The organism is Nonomuraea sp. NPDC049269, from assembly GCF_043197155.1.
Classification (GTDB): Bacteria; Actinomycetota; Actinomycetes; order Streptosporangiales; family Streptosporangiaceae; genus Nonomuraea.
In genome coordinates, this window is record NZ_JBICSO010000017.1 from 92900 (window position 1) to 113149 (window position 20250).

General features: G+C 70.2%; 14 protein-coding genes. 3 read left to right on the forward strand and 11 right to left on the reverse strand.

What is annotated here, in order from left to right; all coding sequences use genetic code 11:
• Positions 1 to 81: 81 nt before the first annotated feature.
• On the forward strand, positions 82 to 3669 hold the full coding sequence (locus ACGFNP_RS59445) for a lantibiotic dehydratase (protein WP_393333801.1): 3588 nt from the start codon (positions 82 to 84) through the stop codon (positions 3667 to 3669).
• Positions 3670 to 3708: 39 nt separating this feature from the next.
• On the forward strand, positions 3709 to 4503 hold the full coding sequence (locus tag ACGFNP_RS59450; protein ID WP_358335521.1) for a Stf0 family sulfotransferase: 795 nt from the start codon (positions 3709 to 3711) through the stop codon (positions 4501 to 4503).
• On the opposite strand, the gene ACGFNP_RS59455 is transcribed toward ACGFNP_RS59450, so the two are convergent.
• The 7 genes from ACGFNP_RS59455 to ACGFNP_RS59485 all read right to left on the reverse strand — a co-directional run bounded on the left by ACGFNP_RS59455 (position 4484) and on the right by ACGFNP_RS59485 (position 13225).
• On the reverse strand, positions 4484 to 5155 hold the full coding sequence (locus ACGFNP_RS59455) for a DUF5825 family protein (RefSeq protein WP_358335524.1): 672 nt from the start codon (positions 5153 to 5155) through the stop codon (positions 4484 to 4486). The two genes, ACGFNP_RS59450 and ACGFNP_RS59455, sit on opposite strands and share 20 nt — an antisense overlap.
• The gene (locus tag ACGFNP_RS59460) at positions 5152 to 7161 is read right to left on the reverse strand and encodes a RiPP maturation radical SAM C-methyltransferase (protein WP_393333806.1); all 2010 of its coding nucleotides are present in this window, start codon (positions 7159 to 7161) and stop codon (positions 5152 to 5154) included. The genes ACGFNP_RS59455 and ACGFNP_RS59460 overlap by 4 nt, the downstream gene beginning before the upstream one ends.
• Before the next feature lie 33 nt (positions 7162 to 7194).
• Entirely contained in the window at positions 7195 to 7992 is a 798-nt protein-coding gene (locus ACGFNP_RS59465; RefSeq protein ID WP_393333810.1) for a hypothetical protein, read from the reverse strand.
• Complete coding sequence (locus ACGFNP_RS59470; protein ID WP_393333813.1) at positions 7989 to 9107, reverse strand: DUF692 family multinuclear iron-containing protein; 1119 nt, start codon at positions 9105 to 9107, stop codon at positions 7989 to 7991. Before ACGFNP_RS59470 ends, ACGFNP_RS59465 begins: the two co-directional genes overlap by 4 nt.
• Complete coding sequence (locus tag ACGFNP_RS59475) at positions 9104 to 11221, reverse strand: B12-binding domain-containing radical SAM protein (protein ID WP_393333815.1); 2118 nt, start codon at positions 11219 to 11221, stop codon at positions 9104 to 9106. The genes ACGFNP_RS59470 and ACGFNP_RS59475 overlap by 4 nt, the downstream gene beginning before the upstream one ends.
• A 23-nt stretch (positions 11222 to 11244) precedes the next feature.
• On the reverse strand, positions 11245 to 11403 hold the full coding sequence (locus ACGFNP_RS59480; RefSeq protein ID WP_214635454.1) for a hypothetical protein: 159 nt from the start codon (positions 11401 to 11403) through the stop codon (positions 11245 to 11247).
• Between the two features lie 169 nt (positions 11404 to 11572).
• Complete coding sequence (locus ACGFNP_RS59485) at positions 11573 to 13225, reverse strand: SulP family inorganic anion transporter (RefSeq protein WP_393333819.1); 1653 nt, start codon at positions 13223 to 13225, stop codon at positions 11573 to 11575.
• A 143-nt stretch (positions 13226 to 13368) separates the two neighbouring features.
• Here ACGFNP_RS59485 and ACGFNP_RS59490 point away from each other — a divergent pair, with 143 nt between their 5' ends.
• A complete protein-coding gene (locus ACGFNP_RS59490) occupies positions 13369 to 15108 on the forward strand; it encodes a hypothetical protein (RefSeq protein WP_358335541.1) in 1740 nt (579 codons plus the stop codon).
• Positions 15109 to 15121: 13 nt separating this feature from the next.
• Here ACGFNP_RS59490 and ACGFNP_RS59495 read toward each other — a convergent pair whose 3' ends face one another.
• The 4 genes from ACGFNP_RS59495 to ACGFNP_RS59510 are packed head-to-tail and all read right to left on the reverse strand — an operon-like array spanning position 15122 to position 20198.
• Positions 15122 to 15967, reverse strand: coding sequence for an ATP-binding cassette domain-containing protein (locus tag ACGFNP_RS59495; protein WP_393333823.1), 846 nt, complete (start codon positions 15965 to 15967; stop codon positions 15122 to 15124).
• Complete coding sequence (locus ACGFNP_RS59500; RefSeq protein ID WP_393333827.1) at positions 15960 to 17699, reverse strand: ATP-binding cassette domain-containing protein; 1740 nt, start codon at positions 17697 to 17699, stop codon at positions 15960 to 15962. The genes ACGFNP_RS59495 and ACGFNP_RS59500 overlap by 8 nt, the downstream gene beginning before the upstream one ends.
• Positions 17696 to 18634: an ABC transporter permease gene (locus ACGFNP_RS59505; RefSeq protein ID WP_358335549.1), complete on the reverse strand. Its 939-nt coding sequence runs from the start codon at positions 18632 to 18634 to the stop codon at positions 17696 to 17698. The genes ACGFNP_RS59500 and ACGFNP_RS59505 overlap by 4 nt, the downstream gene beginning before the upstream one ends.
• 16 nt (positions 18635 to 18650) lie before the next feature.
• A complete protein-coding gene (locus tag ACGFNP_RS59510) occupies positions 18651 to 20198 on the reverse strand; it encodes an ABC transporter substrate-binding protein (protein ID WP_358335552.1) in 1548 nt (515 codons plus the stop codon).
• Between the last annotated feature and the right edge of the window lie 52 nt (positions 20199 to 20250).

Here is a 20250-nt window from a genome sequence, read left to right on the forward strand (position 1 = left end):
CGTGCGACACTCGGGGTGGCGGCCCCGCCGAGCCGCCGTCCCGGACGCCGCCGTCGGCTGCTGGACGTGGGAGGCATCAGGGTGAATGCGCAGCGTTCACGGCCGTACCGCCACCTTGACGCGGCACTGATCCGCGCCACCGCGCACCCGGACGAACCAGATCTCCCACCATGGCCCGAACCGGACGGCGAGACCGGCACCGAACCCGACAGCGAGGTGGGCGCCGAACCGAACGGCGAGACCGGAGCAGAACCGGCCGCCGAGACCGGCGCCGAACGGTGGCGCGAGTGGCTCGTCCAGGTATGGGCGCGAGATTCCGTGGCGGCGGCCGTATCCATGGCCAGTCCGGTCCTGGCGGCCCAGGTCGAGGCGGTGTGCGCGGGCCGCCGCCCCCGCCCCGCCCGCCTCCGGCGCATGGCACTGTCACTGGCCCGCTATCTGGTGCGGATGCGCGGCCGGGCCACACCTTTCGGAACATTCGCCGGCGTGGCCCCACTCCGTTTCGACACAACACCGACGGGCTGGACCACCGTCCCTCCCCCTGGCGAGACGTCGGCGAGCGATGTCCCACGCACTGGCGCGGCGTCGGCGGGCTGGACCGACGCACCACACCCTGGCGAGACGTCGGCGAGCGATGTCCCGCGCATTGGCGCGGCGCCGACGGGCCAGATCGCGGTCCCGCACCCTGGCGTGGCGTTGGCGAGCGATATTCCGCAAAAGGGCGCGGCGTCGGTGGGCCTGACCGGAGCACCGCGCACGAGGACGACGGCGGACGGCGTGTGGCTGGCCGCGGTGATCGGTCGGCTGGAGTCGGCCCCGGAGCTGCGGCGTCGCCTCCCCGTCGTGGTGAACGATCTCGCGTTCGTACGCGGGGAGCGGCTGGTGGTGCCCTGGCAGCCGCACGCCGGTGACCCAGCCCGCAGCGAGCTGTCGGAGGTGTCGGTGCGGCACGGCCCGGCTGTCCGGACGGTCATGGACCTGGCCCGGGCGCCCGTTCAGATCGGCGAGCTGATCGACGCGCTGGCGGCCACGTTCCCCGGTGCCAGGGTCCCGGCGATCGAGGCGATGGTCGCGGAGCTGGTCACGTGCGGGGTGTTGATCACCAGCCTACGTCCCCCCTCGACCAGCGTCGACGGGCTCGCGTACGTACTGGACCGGCTGCGAGACGTGGCGGCGGACCCGCTCGGCGAGGCCACCCCGCTGGTCCAGGAGCTGTACGCGATCCACGAGGAACTGCGAGTCGCCGACCACGCGACCGGCGAGGCCGCCGTGCGGGCCAGGCGAACGGTCGCCGATCGGATGCGGGCCGCGCTGCCGGTCGAGGTCGTACAGCCGCTCAAGGTGGACCTGCGGCTGGACGGCACCGTGGTACTGCCGCCGGAGGTCGCGGCCGAGGCAGAGGCCGCCGCCGGGGCGCTCCTGAGGCTGACACCGCACCCGGCAGGGCACCTGGCCTGGCGGGAGTACCACGTCAGATTCCTGGAACGGTACGGAGTCGGCGCAGTCGTCCCGATCGAGCAGCTCGTCGACGACACGGCGGGGCTCGGGTTCCCCGCGCACTACAGGGAGCCACGGCAACCGGCCGAGCCCTTGTCCCGCAGGGACCGTCGGCTGCTGGCGCTCGCGCAGCAAGCGGCCCTGGACGGCGCGCGGGAGATCGTGCTGGACGACGCCGCGATCGAGGACCTGGCCGCAGACGGTACGAACGACGCCGCGATCGAGGACCTAGCCGTGGATGGTAGGGATCGCGCGGCGATTGACCGCCTGGCCGCAGCCGGTAGGGACCGCGCGGCGATCGAGCGCCAGGCCGCAGCCGGTAGGGACCGCGCGCGACCGCTCCCGTACATGGAACTGGTGGCCGAGGTGTGCGCACCCACCGCCGGCGCGCTGGCCGCCGACGCCTTCACCATGACGGTGCTCGCCGTCGACGGCACGGCGGCCTGCCTGAGCGGCCGGTTCGTCGACCTGCTGCCGGACGGTGACCGGCGGCGGATGGCCGGTCTGTACGATCGGCTGCCGGTTTCGGTGGACGGGGCCGTGCCGGTGCAGTTGTCGTTCCCGGCCAGGAACGCGCGTACCCAGGAGGTCGCCCGCACCCCGCTCCTGCTGCCGGAGCTGATCACTCTGGCCGAGCACCGCGCCGGCTCGCCAGGCCGGATCCCCTGGCGGGATCTGGCGGTCACCGCGGACAACGATCGGATGTACCTGCTGTCCCGGTCCCGGCGGCAGGTGGTGGAGCCGGTGCTGACCAGCGCGGTCGCCCGGCGGGCCATGCCGCCGATCGCGCGCCTGCTGTTCGAGATCCCGCGTGCTCGGGGCGCCGTGGTGTCGCCGTTCTCCTGGGGGGCGGCGGCGGGTCTGCCGTTCCTGCCGCGGGTCCGCTACGGCCGCAGCGTGCTCGCTCCCGCGCGGTGGCGCATCTCCGCCGACGCCCTGCCCGGGCCGGGCACCGCGTGGCCGGATTGGGTGCGGGCCATGACAGACCTGCGTGCCCGTCTGCGGCTGCCCAGCACCGTGTCCGTGGGTACGGAGGATCGCCGTCTGCGGCTGGATCTGGACGAGCCCATGAGCCTGGCGCTGCTGCGCGCCCACCTGGACGGCGCCGGCCAGGCCGCCGTCGTGTCGGAGGCGGCGGGTCCCGCTGAGCACGGCTGGTTCGGCCGTCGCGCGCACGAGATCGTCATCTCGCTGGCCGCCACCACGCCGTCCGCCCGCGCACCCGCCGTCGTGACCCGGCCGGGGCCGCTGTCGCTGGTCGGGCGTGAGGACGGGGTCCTGCCGGGGGCGGGCGTTCTGTTCGCCAAGCTGTACGGGCACCCCGGAATGGTCGACACGATTCTCACCAAGCACCTGTGCGACCTGCTGGAGACCTGGGACGAGCCGCCGATGTGGTGGTTCGTGCGCTACCGCGACCCTCGCCCGCACCTGCGGCTGCGCCTGCACCTCGCCGGCGGCCACGAGTACGGCCCGGCCGCCGCCCGGGTCGGGGCGTGGGCCGCCGATCTTCGCGGCCGGGGCCTCGTTGGAGACCTGGTCCTGGACACGTACCACCCGGAGACCGCACGGTACGGATCGGGAGAGGTGCTGGCCGCCGCGGAGGCCGCCTTCGCGGCCGACTCCGCCGCCGTGGTCGCCCAGCTCGCGGCCCTTGCCACGGCTCGCCAGGTACACCCGCACGCGCTCACCGCCGCGAGCCTGGTCGATCTCACGGCTGCCATGGCGAAAGACCAGGCAGCGGGGGTGCGCTGGCAGATCGACCATCCCCCGAGGGGGCCCGCTCCCGCGAGTGACCGCGCGGTCGTCCGCCAGGCGGTCGGCTTGGCGGACCTGAGCGAGGACCGGCCCGCGTTACGGGCCATCCAGGGCGGCTCGCGGATCGTCGCCGCATGGCAGGACCGGCGGCGAGTCCTGGCCGCCTATATGGAACGGCTCGCCGCCGACGCCCCGCACCTGAGCGAATCGGCGGTGATGGAGTCCTTCATGCACATGCACCACTTACGAGCGCTCGGGATCGACCGCGACGTCGAACGCGACTGCCGCAAGCTGGCCCGCGCCGTCGCACTGGCCTTCGCTGCCCGCGACGGTGCTGCCCGCGACGGTGCTGCCCGCGACGACAGCGCCCGCGACGACAGCGCCCGCCACGACGCCGCACCAGGCGATGACGCTTGACGTGTTCTGTGTGATCGCATGGCGCGGTGGTAGGTATGGATGGTGGCGCCTTTCTTCCGGACCAACAGCCGGGAATTCGACTTTCCGCCGTTCGCCGGGCTGCCGCCGATTCGCTACGTCCTGGCCGCGGCACCGCGTTCCGGCAGCAATATGCTCGTCCGCGCGCTCTGGCACACCGGGCGGGCCGGTTTCGCCGACGGATATCTCACCGACACCCACGTCCTCGACTACTTCGAGCGCTGGGGATTCGACACCGCCGATCCGGCCGACTTGGTAAAAGGCTATATCGCTAAATTAATGACCTGCCGGACCAGCCCGAACGGAGTTTTCGGCATCAAGGTTCACGGCGAGCACCTACAGGGACTCGAAGTCGACCTGGACGAACTCCTCATGTCGCCCCACTACATCTGGCTGCGGCGCAGGGACCGGCTCCGGCAGGCCATCTCGTACGTCCTGGCCAGGCAGACCGGAGTCTGGATCGTGGACGGAATCTACTTGTCCACCAGCCGAGCACTTTCCGAGCCCCAGTACGACTACGCCGAGATCCGCCGCCACCTGCAACACCTCGACGGCGAGACGAGGGTATGGCAGCAGTATTTCGACCGCCGCGACCTCGTCCCGCACGTCGTCTTCTACGAGGACATGCTGGCCGACTATCCGAAAACCGTCCTCGGCTGCCTGCGATACCTGGGCGTGGACCCGCCCGATTCCCTGCCGGAACCCGGTATCAAACGCCAGTCGGGCGAGATCACCGAACGGTGGCTGGACATGTTCGAGCGGGACAGCGCCCGATACGGAGACGGCGCGGAAACCGTCAAGGAATCGTCGAGCTGAGGGGCCAGCGCCTTATCCGATACGGCGTCCACCACACGAACCCGCCCACCCGATGCAGCAGGTCAGCCCGCAGGTAGCGCTCCGTCACCGCCGGCGAGAGGGCCGTCACCCGCACGCCGCGCAGCAGCGGCGCGATCGCCTCCTCGCGGTGCGGATTGCGAATGACCAGGCGTTTGAACGAGCCCGTCCGGCGGTCGCGGATCTCGATGAAGCCGGGACCGAGCCGGTAGCCGCATTTCGCGATGTGGAAGGAGTCCCGCCACGCGGCCGCGATGCCGTCCCCGGCCGAGCCCACGACGTCGTCCCCGTCGGAGCCCGCGTACACGGCCGCAGGCGGGTGGAGGTGGCTGAGCGGCCGCCAGCCCGCTGTCCCGGCCGGCATGTGGATGGTCCAGTCGACCGCGATGCCGTGGCTGGTCAGCTCGCGGATGACGGTGAGAGCGGCCACCGCCGCGGCACCGTCCGCGTCGTCCAGATCGACCGTGTCGTCCAGTTGGGCGAGCTGGACGCCGTCTTCCGCCACCCGCGACACGGTCGCGACGGGGTCATCGGTGACCTCCACGCGGCCCGTGTACATGCCCGGAACCCGCATGGCCGCCGGGTCGCGGTCCTTCCACAGCCTCAGCGTGACGCACGCCGGCGGCGCGCTCATCGGGGCGTCCCGACCGGAACCGCCGCCGCCGGGACCGTCATCGCCGCGAGTGCCGGTACGAGCGGCTCGCCCCGGCTGAGGTTCTCGCCGTCGAGACGCATCAGGTCCTGGTTGGCGACGGCCGGCGCGACGTGGACCGCCTGCCCCGCGTCGCAGAAGATCAGGCCGAGCGCGCGCCAGCGGGCGAGCAGCGCGTCGATCAGGTCCTCGGTCACGCCGTCGTGCCGGGCCGCGGCCTTGCGCGTGAGCCCCGCCGGGCTGTGCGGCGTGTCGAGCAGACGGAACACCATCACCTCCAGCGGTTCGGTGAGGTCGAGCAGGTGCCAGGAGAAACCGGGCCGGGTGTCGACGAGGACGATGTGGTCGCCCAGGTCGCAGTGGGTCAGGCGGCTCCGCGAGTAGGCGTCCTTCCAGTCGGCGACGGCCGCGCGCAGGCGGTCGAGGCAGCCCGCGTCGATGCCGCGGCGCGGCGAGTCGAAGACGTAGACGAGGTCGGCGAGCTCGGCTTCGGGCAGGTCGTAGATGTGCCGGTACTGCGCGGCCGGACGGAGCTCACCGAAACCCAGCTCGGGCCGGTCGAAGTACGGGCTGAAGCGCTCGACCTTGATCCGGGTGGCGTTCGACGGCGGCATGAGGTGATGCAGGGCGGGCACCTGGTCGATCACGCTGTCGTAGTCGGCCTCGGACTCGCCCGGGAAGCCGTAGAGGTAGTTCCAGTTCAGGTTGATGCCGACGGTCTCCGAGTCGCGCAGCAGCCGGACGTTCAGGCAGCCGCTCACGCCCTTGTCCATCAAGGTGAGCACCCGGCTGCTGAGGTTCTCCACCCCGGGCTGCACGTAGTCGATCCCGGCCGCGCGCAGGGTCTCCAGCTGGTCCCGCCGCAGGTTCGACTTGATCTCGTAGCCGATCCGCAGGTCGTAGCCGGATTCCTGGAGGCGCGGGGCCATCGAGGACAGGTACGTCATGTCGAGGATGTTGTCGGTCACCCAGACGTCGAGGACCCGATGCCGTTCGACGAGGGTGAGGATCTCGTCGACGAACCGGCCGGGGTCCTTGCTGCGGAACTGCATGAGCGAGCCGTTCAGCCCGCAGAACGTACAGTGGTGCTTCTCGCCCCACCAGCAGCCGCGCGACCCCTCCACGGTGAGCCGCGGTTCCACCCAGGTGCCCGCGACGGACCTCGCGTGCTGGTCGAAATAGTCACCGAAGTCGGGCGGGACCAGCGCCTCCGGCGGCAGCGGCCGGGCTTCCACCCGGTTCGTGACGGACTCGCCGTGCGGCCCGCGCCAGCACAGACCGGCGATCCCGCTGACATCGCCCGCGGCTCCGGCTCCGGCTCCGGCTCCGGCTCCGGCTCCGGCTCCGGCTCCGGCGCTGGCCCGGGTGCCGGCCCCGGCGCGGATCGCGGTGAGCAGCTGCGGGAAGACCAGCTCGCCCTCGCCGCGCACGATGAAGTCGACGTACGGGAAGTTCCGGTGCATCGCCGCGCCCTGCGGTCCTTCACAGTTCGGGCCGCCGAACACCGTGACGGCCTCCGGCGCCCGCTTCTTGACCTCGCGCGCCGCCGCGAGGGCCGCGGCGTTCTGGGCGAAGGTGGCGGTGAACCCGACCACGTCCGGCTCCATGGCCGCGATCCGGGCGGCGGTCTCCTCGATGAACAGCGGCGCGAGCTCGTGGAGTTCCGTCGCCTTGGCGAGCATCCGCTCCGGCACGCTGCCGCCGAGGAACTCGGCGTACTCCGCCACCTTCCACCGGGGCCGCTCGTTCAGCGCCGCCGAGAAGATCCACTCGCTGTGGCCGGAGAAGTAGGAGCTCACGAAGGTGTCGTACTCCTCGAACGTGAAACCGACGTGGGCGTGCACCCAGTCGATGTAGTCGAGGTTGGCGTGTATGACATCGACCTCGTCATCGGGGAACACGTCGAGGACCCGGCGCTTGAGCACGCCGAGCGAGAGCGACGGTGCGTCGATCGACGACCACGGCATGTCCACCAACACGATGTGCATGGGTCTTGCCCCTCATCTCCAGGTCGTACCGGGTCACCACAGGCCACGCCGGGACAGCGCGCGCCGCGCCGCGTCGCTCTCGGCCGTCGGGGTGGCCGCGAACGCCGCGGCCACGCGCTCGGAGACCACGCCGCGGGTGACCCCGGCGGGCGTGGCGAAGTACGCGTACGGTACGGCTCCGTCTCCGGCCGCGGCCTCGCCCCAGGAAGCGAGGGCGGCCGGCGCGTATCGGCGGAGGGCTGCATGACCGCGGTCCGTCTCGACGATCCCCTCGCTCTCGATGACGAACGACAGCGGCTGCTCGCAGGCCAGCGCCGTGAACAGGGCGATCATCAACTCGTGGTCCACGGTCTCCCGCAGGATCGCGGCGTCCGGCCGCGTCCCGGCCAGGCCGAGCAGGTACGACGCGAACGCCTCCTCCACCGACACCCCGGACCCCGAGTACGGAATCAGCCGGAACCTGGCGAAACTCGGCGACCCGAGGAAGCCGTCGAGCAACTCTGCCTCGCCGGTGCCGGTGCCGGTGCCGGTGCCGGTGCCGACGCCGACGCCGACGCCGGTCGCCGCGAACAGCGACACGCTGCGCGGGAACGTGGCCGCGAGGCTGCCCCCGGTGCCGAGCCGCCAGATGTTCGAGCGGAACCGGCGCGCGGCGGCGTCGAGCTCGTCAAGGTCGATCGTCTCCAGGCACTCCAGCTCACCGGCGTCCGCGGCCACGGCTGCGGCGCCTTCGGTGGCGAGACGCTCCCGCAGTCGGCTGTCGAGCAGCAGCCGCATGATCAGCTCGGTGAGCCGCTCACCGTCGAGAGACCGCACACCCGGCGCGCTCACCGCGCCACCCCGTCCTGCCGCGCCGTCGCTTCCTGCCCCAGCGTCGCTTCCTGCCGCGCTGTCGTATTCTGCCGCAGTGCTGCGTCCTGTCGTGGCGCCGCGTCCTGCGATGCTGTGCCGTCCCGCCATGCGGCGACCAGCGTTTTCAGCCGGCCGTAGTTTCGCCGCGACTTCTCGACGAGGTGGCCGTCGTCGCGGAACATCGGGTCCTCGTAGGTCACGCCTAGCAGGTTCGGGCAGCGCGGCAGCAGGTACTCGGTGAGTTCGAGCTGCTCGTCCAGCAGGACGCCGTGGTGCAGGTCGCGGAACTTGCCCTTCACGATCTGACAGCCGGACAGGTGCAGCTCGCGGCAGCGCTCGAGCGGCAGCGCCTCGATGTCGTCGACCATGTGGCGGCCGGTACGCCCGCGCAGCCACTGGTAGCTGAGCAGGTGACCCACGTCGAGCGTCACCCGCACGTCGGCGTCGTCAGCGAGCCGGGTGAAGTACGCGAACGCATCGAGATGCCCCAGAACGAACGACCCGCCCTCGGTGAAGCCGGGGAATTCGACGTGCAGCGGCAGCTCCAGGAGGCCGGCCGTCTCGGCGACGTTCCGCGTGGCGATCTCCAGGCCCGGTTCGGTCAGCGGCGGCGGCAGTGGGTACGGCAGCGGGCAGCCGCGGAGGTTCCAGATGCCGAGGTCCTCGACCACCCAGCGGAATCCGTAGCGGGCCGCGAGCTCGTTGGTGTACTCGACCGCGGGCCGCCGGTCGTAGCGTTCGGGCGTGCCCATGTTGAACTCGGTCTGGTGGAAGGCCCGGTCGAGCCCTGGGGGCAGCGCCTCGAAGAAGCGGTCGTAGGCGCGTACGTAGTCGGCCACCCGGGGGGTCGCGCGTGAGCGTGGCTGGTAGGCGAAGGCCGCGTACGCGAAGTCGGCGCCGTGGCGCTGGGCGAAGGCGCGTACCCGTGGGGTGATGTTCCCGCCGTCGTCCGTCTCCACGAACCCGACGCCCCGCCGCCCCAGCGCCCCTCCGCCCCACGGCATGTCCATGAGGAGACCGAACCCCAGCCTGCCCTCGCCGGACCTGCCCGCCGCGACCGCCTGCCTGGCCCCTGTCGTGATGTCGGTCGTCATATCGGCCTCCTGACGGCTTCGCCACCTGCGACGGCGGGCGTCTCCAAACGCACCGCGCCCGACCGGTCCGCGCCCGATTGGTCGGCGCCTGCTGGGCCTGCGCGTGCCTGTTCCGCGCCCGTCTGATCTGTGGCCGCCGTCGCCTCGACCAGGCTGGCCAGCAGGCGTCGGCCGTGGGCGGTGCGTGCCCCGAGCAGGCCGTCGGCTCGCTGCTCGACGTCACGCCGAGGCAGCGCGTAGAACCGCTCCCAGACCAGGTCGGCAACCACGATCCGACCCTCCCCATCCCCGGTGCCTGGGCTCTTCGCGTCCGGGACCCTGGCCACGTCAACGCCCGCCGGTACGGTCCGTACCCACGGATACGGTCTGACGGCCGCGACGCCCGAGCGGTCGACAGCCACCCGCGATCCGGCGCCGGGACGTCGCGGCAGGATCGCGGTCGCCTTGCCCGGCCGGACCGTGTGAAAGACCCGCACCAGGCGGTCGAGCGCCTCCGCCCGGGTCGGGCCGTCGCGCACCGTCAGCGGATGGCCGACCCGTCCGGAAAGGTAACTGAGCTCGGGATTCCCGGCGAGCACACCAGAAGTGTCCAGAGAGAGGCCGAAGCCGTCCGGGTCTCGCGCGAGCCTGCTGCCGGGCTCGGACACCATCAGTTCCAGCGCGTCGATGCCGATCCGCTCCTGGTTCGCCGCGAGGAACCGCAAGGACTCCTCGAACTCGGCCTCCGTCTCGTCGAAGACGTAGCCCATCACGGAGAACCGCAGGACGATGCCCGCCGACGCGACGTTCTCGACGATCCGCTGGTAGTCGGCCGCCCGCACCCCCCTGTCCATCAGGTCGAGCAGCCGCTGGGAGGTCCCCTCGTAGCCCACCGACATCAGCTCGCAACCGACCTCGGCGAGGCTCCGGCAGAACGCCGGATCGGCCAGCGTCGCGTCCAGCCTGCTGCGTACGCCGAACCCCACCTTGACGCCGCGGTCGCGCACCTCGCGCATCGCCTTCACGATCAGCCGCAGGTTGGTGTTCTCATCGGAGATCGACACGAACTCCGCGCCCGTGTCGCGGACCACCGCCTGTACGGCGTCGGCGATCTGGCGCACCGTCCCCTGCTGGTAGGCGCCCGGCGCGAGAGATCGGTTGCCGTACGAGCAGAACGCGCACCGACCCCAGTAGCAGCCGACGCACGAGATGATCGCGACCTCCATGGTCTCGTTGAGGTAGGACCGGACCGGCAGCCCGGCGAAGTCGGGCGGCCCGAGGTCGTGGAAGCGCAGCGTGACCGGCTGCTCGGACCGTTGGGGCGCGGCGTGGGGCAGCCAGATCATCCCGGGGACCGCGTCCTCCGGGGCACTGCCGTCCAGCGCGTCCAGCCAGCGTTCGAGCGGCTGCTCGCCGGCGGTCCAGCACAGCGCGTCCACCGAGGCCCGGACGCCGGGCAGCCGCGCGAGCTCCTCGTGCCGGATCATCACCTGCTGACCACCGAGGCAGATCTTGGCGTCCGGCCGCAGCCGCCTGACCCAGGCGGCGATGAGCAGCGCGGGCGCGAGCTGGCTGAAGAACGCCACGGACAGGCCGACCACGCGCGGACGATGCCGGGCCAGCAGCGCCTCGACCATGCCGTACAGCCGCTCGATCGGCAGCCCCGACGCGGCGGGCGGCGACAGAGCGGCCTGCTGCGCCGCACTGTCGAGCTGGGTCAGATCCCGCCATGTCCGGACGAGGAAGGTGTCACGCACGAGCAGCTCGATCGCGTGGTGGGCTAGGCGGACCGCACGGGCCGGGCCCAGTTCGCCTGGCGGTTCCTTCCGCAGGACGTGGGCCCGGAGCTCGTCGATGTGTCCGGCGACGACGTCGGCCATCGCCCGTCGGTACCAGGCGCCCGCGCCGGTGTCCGGCTGGTCGCGCAGCACGTCGCCCAGCGACTCCGGATGCCGTAGCAGGTCGTGCAGCAGGGCGATGTTCAGGTCGGCCTGGTGGACGCGCCGCCCTCGCCGCCGTAGATGACCGCTGAGGTAGGGCAGGCTCAGATAGGGAAAGAACCTGGCTTCGGTCTGCGGCGGAAAAATGAGCAGGACGTCGACACCCTCGCCGCCTGCCTCCTGCCCAGACGGCACGATCTGCCCGGACCGCAGTCTCGTCAGGCCCTGGCAGGCAGGTCGCCGGTGTCCTCGGCCGCCTTGTAGGTGTAGGAGTGGTACGACCCGCTGAGCTTGAGCTCGCTGGATTCGATCACCTCAAGCTGGTCCAGCTCGGTGAATTCGTCGTCGATGAGCATTTCGGGTTTCACCGCGGCCACGGTTCCTCCTCGTGGGAATCTGCCGACAGTCATGGGCTTAACCTGTTCAACGATAGTCAAGCGATTCTTCGCGTCAATAGCCGCTAAAAACGGGCGCGGCCGAGTTGGCATAAATGCCTTTTCCGGCCAACCTCAACGGTGGGCTTTTCCGGCATAATAGGAACAGTGGTCACAGGTCCCGAGTTGACTGCTCAAAGGCGGCCACAGCGGTCGGCAGCGTGGGAAATAGGTGCTCAGGACCGATGGCGGCAGTAAGCCCGTAGGCATCGAGTGAGGTGCGCAGATCCTGCTTGACCCGGGCCATCGCGAACACGATGCCCCGGCGGACCAGTTCGGCGCGCAACGCCTCGACGGCGTCCAAGGCGGTGATATCCACCTCGACGTTGGCCTCGACGTTGAGAACGAACCAGGAGACCGCGCCCTCATGCTGGTCGACGGCGGCCAGAGCGCGGCGCCTGAAATCCTGGGCGTTGGCGAAGAAGAGCGGGGAATCGTAGCGGTAGACGATCAGGCCGGGCACCGTGCGCGCCTCGGGATAGTCGTCGACGTCGTGCATGCCGGCCAGCCCCGGCACGAGGCCCAGGATCGCGTCGTGGGGGCGGGCCACGCGGGCCAGCATTTCGGCCACGGACAGGGCGACCGCGAGCAGCACCCCGTACAGGATGTCGAAGACCAGTACCCCGGCGAACGCACCGAGCGCGAGCAGCAGTTCGCTGCGCCTGAAGGCGGCCAGCCTGCGGAACTCGGCCAGGTCGATCAGCCGGAAGGCCGCGTAGACCACGATGGCGCCGAGCGCGGCGGCGGGGAAGTGGGTGAGCAACGGCCCGGCGAACAACAGCACCGCGACCACTCCCACCAGGGCCACCAGGGAGTACAGCTGGGTGCGGCTGCCCGCCGCGTCGCCGAGTGCGGTACGGCTGCCGCTGCTGCTGACCGGGAACCCGCGCAGCACCCCGGCACCCACGTTGGCCACGCCGAAGGCGAGCAGCTCCTGGTTGGCGTTGATCTCCTGGTTGTGCCTGGCGGAGAAGGAGCGCGCGGTGAGCATGTTGTCGCTGTAGCCCACCAGGAGCACGCCGAGAGCGGGCAGCACCAGCTCGCTGAACTCACCCAGGGCCGGCATGGCCGGCGTCGGCAACCCGGAGGGGATCGTGCCGACCACCTTGATCCCGTAGCGCTCCAGCCCGAAGACCGTGACGCAGCCGGTGGCCAGCAGCACGGCGAGGAGGGGCGCGGGTGCCCGTGGCCAGCGCCACTGCAGCAGGAACAGGAAGGCCAGGACGGTCGCGGCCAGCAGCAGCGTCCACGGATGCAGCTCCGGCAACCCGCCGGCGAAGGAGACCAGCTGGTCACGGAAGGTGTCGCCGGACACCGAGGTCCTGGTGAGCTTGCCCAGCTGGCTGGCGATCATGATGACCGCCACGCCGGCCAGGTAGCCGACCAGGATGGGCTTGGACAGCAGGTCGGCGACGAACCCGAGCCGCAGCAACCAGCAGACCAGCGCGAGCAGCCCGACGACGACCGCCAGACCGGCCGCGAGCGCTGCGTACCTGGCCGGATCGCCCGCGGCCAGTGGGGCGATGGCGGCGGCTGTCATGAGCGCGGTCGTCGACTCGGGGCCGATCGACAGCTGCCGGGAGGAGCCGAGGAGCGCGTACAGCGCCAGCGGGGCCAGGCTGGCCCACAGCCCGGTCACCGGAGGCAGCCCGGCGACCGTGGCGTACGCCATGACCTGGGGGACCAGGTAGGCGGCCACGGTGAGCCCGGCCAGCAGATCACCGCGCAGCCATTCGCGCTGATACCCGGGCAGAAGTGAGGTCACGTTCTGCTTTGTACCGCACACCGAGGTTCTTAAGGCTCAGGGTGGTCGGGCGGAGAGCACCTGATGTTAGCGGCGGCCCGGCGGCGGATGATGCGTGCAGCAATGCCACCCGTTTCGCTCCCTCCGAACAGGAAGGCATGCCCATGCACCCACCACGCCGGTTATGGCGGCTGGGCCTGATCGCGGTCGTGGCCGCACTCGCCACGACCATGTTGAGCGGCGTTCCGGCCAGCGCAGGACCGCCGACCGTCCGGCCGACCACGCCGCCGACCGTACCGACGCTCACGCCCGTCCCTCCACCCACCATCCCGCCGACCGTGCAGCCGACGACGCCGCCGCTCATCTGGGCGGGGGTCGGTGACAGTTACACGAGCGGTGAAGGCGCGAGCCGGAACCACGTCTACAAGGGAAAGTCGAACGGCGACGAGGACTGGCGGCACCAGAGCGGGCTCGCGCCGTTCCTTCTGGCGTTCAACTACCTGAAAGTGAACCGCTACCAGCTCGGCGACTACACGGTCTTCCCCACCGAGATCCCCACCACGTGGGGCAACGACCGGATGATCTTCAACGCGTCGTCGGGGGCCGAGACCATCCATCTCACCAAGCCGCAGACCGAGTGCAAGAAGTGCACTGCCATCAGGAACGCGCCCCAGCTCCAGGGCATCCCCTCCGACACCAACCTCGTCTACTTCGGGCTCGGCGGCAACGACGCCGACTTCGGGTCGCTGATGTCCACCGCGTTCGACGTGTACTTCTGGCGGTGGACCAGGGCGAACTGGGTCGCCCGGCAGATCCGCGCCGTTCAGATGGAGGTCAACCGGCTGATCAACAAGATGCCGCAGGTCTCGGCGAACGTCGAACAGGGCCTGGTGGAGGTGAACAAGGCCGCGGACAAGGCGGACATCATCGTCGCGCTCTACCCGCTGGCCGTCAAACAGTCCGGCAACTCTGACACCACGCAGATCTCCGGCGCGGCGCTGGACCTGATGTATTCGTTCGCAGCCGAGGTGAACAAGGCGATCAAGGACGCGGTCGACCGGTTCCGCGTCAGGTTCCCGAACGTCAAGGTGCACGTGTTCGACCCGAACACGGCGGGGCCGAACAACACCAGCGTGGTGGCCGGTCACGAGCTCGGCCAGCCGGACTCGTACTTCAACGGGGTGCGCTACCGGGGCAGCATCTTCGCGCAGCTCCGGTTCTTCTCGGCGTACCAGGAGAGCTTCCACCCCAACGAGCCGGGCGCCGTGGCGCTCGGACAGGCGCTGGCGACCTGGATGACCCACGAGTTCCCCGCCTGGTTCCCGAACGGGCCCGATTTCAACCGCGTCCATGTGGACGCGCAGGCCTCCGCCGAGGACCCGGACGCCGACCAGCAGTTCGAGGAATGGGCGCTGGCTCATCCGGATGAGGTGTGCGAGGAGACCGACATCGACAGCATCTGCCACTTCATCAACACGGACGGTGAGGTAACGATCCCGATCGAGGTGGTCCTCAATCCGGTCCCGCTCCAGCCGATCCCCGGAGCGCCCGCGGTCGGCGGCCCAGGCGGCGGCAGCCCTGGCGGCGGCCCGTCACCGTCGACCTGGATTCCGGCCACCTACAGCAGCGCGCCGTCCGGCCTGCCGCCGGGCGGCATCCCGTTCGACAACACCCCCACCTCGGACCCCTGCGAGATCAAGACCGCGGAGCCGGGGTTGCAGGTGACCGTGACGGTCACGACCTCCAGGCTGAGCGGCGGTGGCCTGAGGGAGCCCATGGATCTCACCTGGGTCCAGTTCATGCGGACCGTGAAATCCGACCCCTGCCAGAAGAAGGAGAAGATCGACCCGAAAGACATCCAGCAGATGATCGACGACTGGCTGTCCACGGGCGACAGCGGCTGACCTCCCCATCGCCTTAAAGCCCCGCCTGCACGTCCTGCTCGGCCTGCTGGGCGAGCAGGCGGTGGCGGTTGGCCCGGTTGACCTCCTGCCGGCGCGGATCCGGGATGGGCGCCGCGAGCAGGAGGCGCTGGGTGTACGGGTGCTCGGGGGTGGAGGTCACGACATCCCCGTCCCCGTCCTCGACCAGCTCCCCTCGATACATCACCGCCACCCGATGGCTGATGTAGCGCACGACGCCCAGGTCGTGCGACACGAACAAGTAGGCCACACCCAGCGACTCCTGCAGCTCGATCAGCAGGTCGAGCACGGTCGCCTGGGTCGACAGGTCAAGTGCCGACACAGGCTCGTCGCAGACGACGAGCTTCGGTCGCAGCGCGAGTGCCCGGGCGATCGCGACCCGCTGACGCTGGCCGCCGCTGAACTCCCGGGCATAGCGGTCCACGGCGTCTTTCGGCAGTTGAACCTTGTCGAGGAGTTCGCGTACCTGCGCCTGGGCGGCCTGACGCTTGACGCCCGTGATCCAGAGTGGCTCGGTGAGGATGTCGCCGACCGTCATGCTCGGGTTGAGCGAGGTGTAGGGATCCTGGAAGACCACCTGCAGCTCGCGCGCGAGCCCGCGACGCTCACGGCGCGAGGCGTGCCCGATCTCCCGGCCCTCGAACCGGATCGAGCCGCCGGTCACCGGGGCGAGGCCGAGAATGGCGCGCCCGAGTGTGGTCTTGCCCGAGCCCGACTCGCCGACCAGACCGACGGTCTCGCCAGGCTGCACGTTGATCGAGACCCCGTGAAGGGCACGGAACGGTCGCGAGCGGAAACCCTTGGACGGGTACTCGACAACGAGATCCTGAACCTCAAGCACGACCGTCCTCCGTAACCCGGGCGAGCCGAGCGGGCCGCCCGTCGAGCATCGAGCCGAGCAGCGACCGCGTGTAGTCGTGCCGCGGCGTGTCGAAGATCGCCTGTGCGGGCCCGTCCTCGACGATCTCGCCCTGCCTCATCACGAGGACGCGATCGCAGATGTCGGCCACGACACCGAAGTCGTGCGTCACGAACAGCACACCGAGCCCCTTCTCCTGCTGCAGGTCACGGAGCAGGTCGAGGATGTCGGCCTGCACCGTGACGTCGAGTGCCGTGGTCGGCTCGTCGGCGATGAGCAGCTCGGGATCGCAGGACACGGCACCGGCGATGAGGACTCGTTGCGCCATACCGCCGGAGATCTCGTGCGGGAAGGCGCGGTACGTACGGGCCGGGTCCGGGATGCCCACCCGGGCGAGCAGGTCGAGCACGCGGTCACGAGCCGCCGCGCGGGAAAGACCGAGGTGCACGCGGACGACCTCGCTCAGCTGGTTGCCGATCCGGAACGACGGGTCGAGGTTGCTCAACGGCTCCTGCGGGATGTAGCCGATCCGGCGCCCGCGCACGGTACGCAGGAACGAGGCCGAGCGGCCGAGCAGCCGCTCGCCGGCGAGCGCGATCGCCCCGGAGGTGACCTCCCCACCGGTCGGCAGCAGGCCGAGCACCGAGAGCGCGACCTGGGTCTTGCCCGATCCGGACTCGCCGACGAGGCCGACGACCTCGCCGTGCGCGACATCGAGCGAGACCCCGTGTACGACCTCGACGGAGCCGCCGCTGTAGGCGACGCGCAGCTCGCGGACCGAGAGCAGCGCGTCCGACGGAGCCGCCCCGTTCCCGGCCGGGGGAGCCTTGACGCTGCGGCGGCGGACCGGCTTCACGGCGCCGGCCTGCAGGGCGTCCCGCAGACTGCTCGCGACCAGTGCGAGGGCGGACGAGGTCAGGAAGAGGGCGAGGCCGGGCCAGAACAGCATCTGCGGAGCCTGGAAGATGTTGAGGAAGCCCTCGTTGAGCATGGAGCCCCAGCTGGCGGTCTGAGGATCGCCGAAGCCGAGGAACTCCAGTCCGGCCTGGATGTTGATGCAGATCGCCAGCACCATCGCGCTGTGCATGATGAGCGGCCCTCGTACGACGCGGAGCATGTGCCGGGCGATGATCCTGGTGTCGCTCAGGCCGGACACCATGGCGGCGTCGATGTAGAGCTCGTTGCGTACCCCGCTCACCGTGGCACGCACCAGGCGGTAGGCGCCGGGCGCGAGAATGACGCCGAAGATGACCATCGACGTCCAGATGGAGGGGCCGAACGCCGTGCGCAGCGCCAGCAGGACGATGATCGCCGGCAGCGCCTGAAGCAGGTTGGACGTCCACGAGCTGACCGAGTCGAAAGTCCGGCCGTAGTAGCCCGCGATGAGCCCGGCGGGCAGACCGATGACGAGCGAGGTGAGCAGGGCGATGGTCGCGCCGAGCAGGCTGACCTGGGCGCCGTACAGCAGCCGGGAGAGCAGGTCGCGGCCGGCGCTGTCGCCGCCGAGCGGGTGCGCGGCGGAGATCGGGGCGAAGATGTCGTCGAGCGACGACCGGGCTGGGTCCTGCGGGGCGAGCACGGCCGCCAGCACGGTCGCGAGCAGGATGAGCACCAGGACCACCAGCGAGATGACCCCGAGCGGGTCGTGCATCACCTTGCTGATGACGCCACGCCGTGCCGGCACCGCTGCGGGGACCGGGATCGAGAGACTCATGAAAGACGCACCTTCGGGTTGAGCAGGCCGATGGCGAGGTCGACCACGAGGTTGACCAGCACGACGATGGTGGTCATCACCAGGACCACGCCCATGATGACCGGGACGTCGCCGTTGACCGCCGCGTTCGTGGCGGCGAGGCCGAGTCCGGGGAGCGCGAAGATGCGCTCGACGAAGACGGCGCCGCTGAGCGTGCCGATGAAGGTGAGCGCGACGACCGTCAGCGCCGGCGCGCTCGCGTTGCGCAGGACGTGCGCGACGACTCGCCAGGACGGCAGGCCGCGCGCACGGAGCGTCCGTACGTAGTCCTGTTCGAGGACGTCGATCACGGATCCGCGCACCTGCTGCGCCACGCCGGCGACCGCGCCGACCATGAGCGCGACGATGGGCAGGGTGATCGAGGCCAGCCACTGGCCGGGCGAGGCGGTGAAGGCGACGAATCCCGTCGCGGGGAAGAGCCGCAGTTGCAGCGCGAGGTTCGACACGAGCAGCAGCGCGAGCCAGAAACCCGGCACCGCGAAACCGACGATGGCGAGCACCTGAAGCGCGATGTCGAGGACACCCCGGCGGAGCGCGGCGGCGACGCCCAGGGCGAAGGCCAGCAGCGTCGAGACCAGGATCGAGCCGATCACGACGGTGAGGGTGACGGTGGCCCGGCTGGTGACCAGGGAGCCTATGGGCTCCGCCGTGAACCAGGAGCGGCCGAGGTCCCCCACGGAGAGATGCCCGACATAGTCGAAGAACTGGACGTACAGCGGCCTGTTCACACCAAGCTCGGCCGCCTTGGCGGCGACCTGCTCGGGCGTCGCGGTCTCACCCAGGATCTGCCGCGCGGCGTTCGCCGCGTTGCCGAACATGAGCAGGAACGTGAGGGAGGGGACTACCAGGAGCACTGACAGACCCGCGCCGATTCTCTTCGTGAGGAACGCCAACACCTTGACTGCCTGCTTCCTACTTGCCGGCGGGCGCGTAGTTGTAGATCGACGGGATGTTCTGGCTCTTCTGCAGCGTCACGTTGACGGGGCCGGCCACGAAGTACTGCTCCTCGATGAACAGCCAGGGGTCGAACCAGACGTTGTCGATGAGGAACTTGTTGATCTCACCGATGATCTTGGCGTGGTCCTTCTCGGCCGCGGCCGGGTAGGACTCGATCAGCTTGGACAACGTGGGGTCGGTCGTGTGCAGCGGATTCCAGGTGGCCTTCTCGACGAGGTAGTTGTTGATCACGATCCAGTCGGTCGGGCCCGCGCCGAAGACCGCGGGGGACATCGCGTACTTGCCGCTCTGCAGGCCCGCGAGATACTGCGGGATCGTCCCGAGGTTCTCGAATTTGACGCGGATGCCGAGGGCGCCGAGGCTGTTCTTGAAGTTCTCCATCGCGGCGGGCGTGGTGTTCGCGTTGATCGGCAGGGTCAGGTCGAAGCCGTTGGCGTAGCCCGCCTCCGCCATGAGCTTCTTCGCGCCGGCGACGTCGTAGGCGTACGCGTTGTTGAGCGATTCGTCGTATCCCGGGGAGGACTTCCGGAAGATCTGCGTGTCCGGCACGCCGGTGTCGGCCATCAGGGCCTTGCGGATCTGCGGCACGTTGAACGACATGGCTATCGCGCGGCGGACCCGCTTGTCCCCGAGGGCCGGGACGATCTTGCCGGCGCGGTCGAAGAAGATCGTGCCCATCCACGAGATGCTGTCGTCCGGAGTCAGATGTTTGATGCCCGCGGCCGTGGCGGCCTTGCGGTTGTCGGCGCCGGAGAGGTTGGCGGCGTCCACCTGACGGCCCTGGAGCGCGTTCACCAGCGACACCTCGTCAGGGAAGATCTTGAACACGACCTTGGCGAACTTCTGCAGCTCGGGGTTCCAGTACCCCTTACGCGCGGTGAAGGTGTAGGTCGAGCCCTGCACTGTCGCGGCGGTGTCGAGCACGTAGGGGCCCGAGCCGACCGGGGTCGTGGCCAGGCTCTTCGGGTTCTTGAGCGCGGCCGGGCTGGCCATGCGGCCGGCCGCGTCCGAGAGGTTGTAGAGGATGTCGGGATCGGGCTTGGCGTAGGTCAGCGTGATCGTGTCCGGGTCGACGACCTTGACCGAATCGAGGGAGGCGAGCTCACGCGAGAGCGGGCCGGTGCCGTCGTGGAAGTGTTCGAGGCTCGCCTTCGCCGCCTCGGCGTCGAAGGGAGCGCCGTCACTGAAGGTGACCTTGGGGCGCAGGTTGAGCGTGATCGACTTGTTGTCCTCCGAGAGCTTCCAGTCGGTCGCCAGCATGGGGGCGAAGGTGCCGTCCGGCTTGCGCAGGATGAGGGAGTCGTAGGCGGCCTGGGCATAGGGGACGAAGTTGGCGTCGCCGGCCCCGGCGGGGTCGAACGTCTGCGGGGCGATGGTGCTGCCGAGGGTCAGTGTGCTGGTGGCGGCGCCGCCGGAGTTCTGCGGCTGGGTGCCGGAGCAGGCGCCGACACCCATGGTGACGCCGACAGCGAGGGCGGCTGCGACGACGGTGCGGATGTGCATGGATACTCCCTTGTATGCCACTTCAGTCCGTGGCGCGGCGGCGACGGCGTGG

Coding starts and splice junctions, on each gene's coding strand:
- ACGFNP_RS59510 (WP_358335552.1), bottom strand. CDS start 20,198: ATGCACATCCGCACCGTCGTCGCAGCCGCCCTCGCTGTCGGCGTCACC.
- ACGFNP_RS59490 (WP_358335541.1), top strand. CDS start 13,369: ATGCACCCACCACGCCGGTTATGGCGGCTGGGCCTGATCGCGGTCGTG.
- ACGFNP_RS59450 (WP_358335521.1), top strand. CDS start 3,709: ATGGTGGCGCCTTTCTTCCGGACCAACAGCCGGGAATTCGACTTTCCG.
- ACGFNP_RS59470 (WP_393333813.1), bottom strand. CDS start 9,107: ATGACGACCGACATCACGACAGGGGCCAGGCAGGCGGTCGCGGCGGGC.
- ACGFNP_RS59500 (WP_393333827.1), bottom strand. CDS start 17,699: ATGAGTCTCTCGATCCCGGTCCCCGCAGCGGTGCCGGCACGGCGTGGC.
- ACGFNP_RS59460 (WP_393333806.1), bottom strand. CDS start 7,161: ATGCACATCGTGTTGGTGGACATGCCGTGGTCGTCGATCGACGCACCG.
- ACGFNP_RS59455 (WP_358335524.1), bottom strand. CDS start 5,155: ATGAGCGCGCCGCCGGCGTGCGTCACGCTGAGGCTGTGGAAGGACCGC.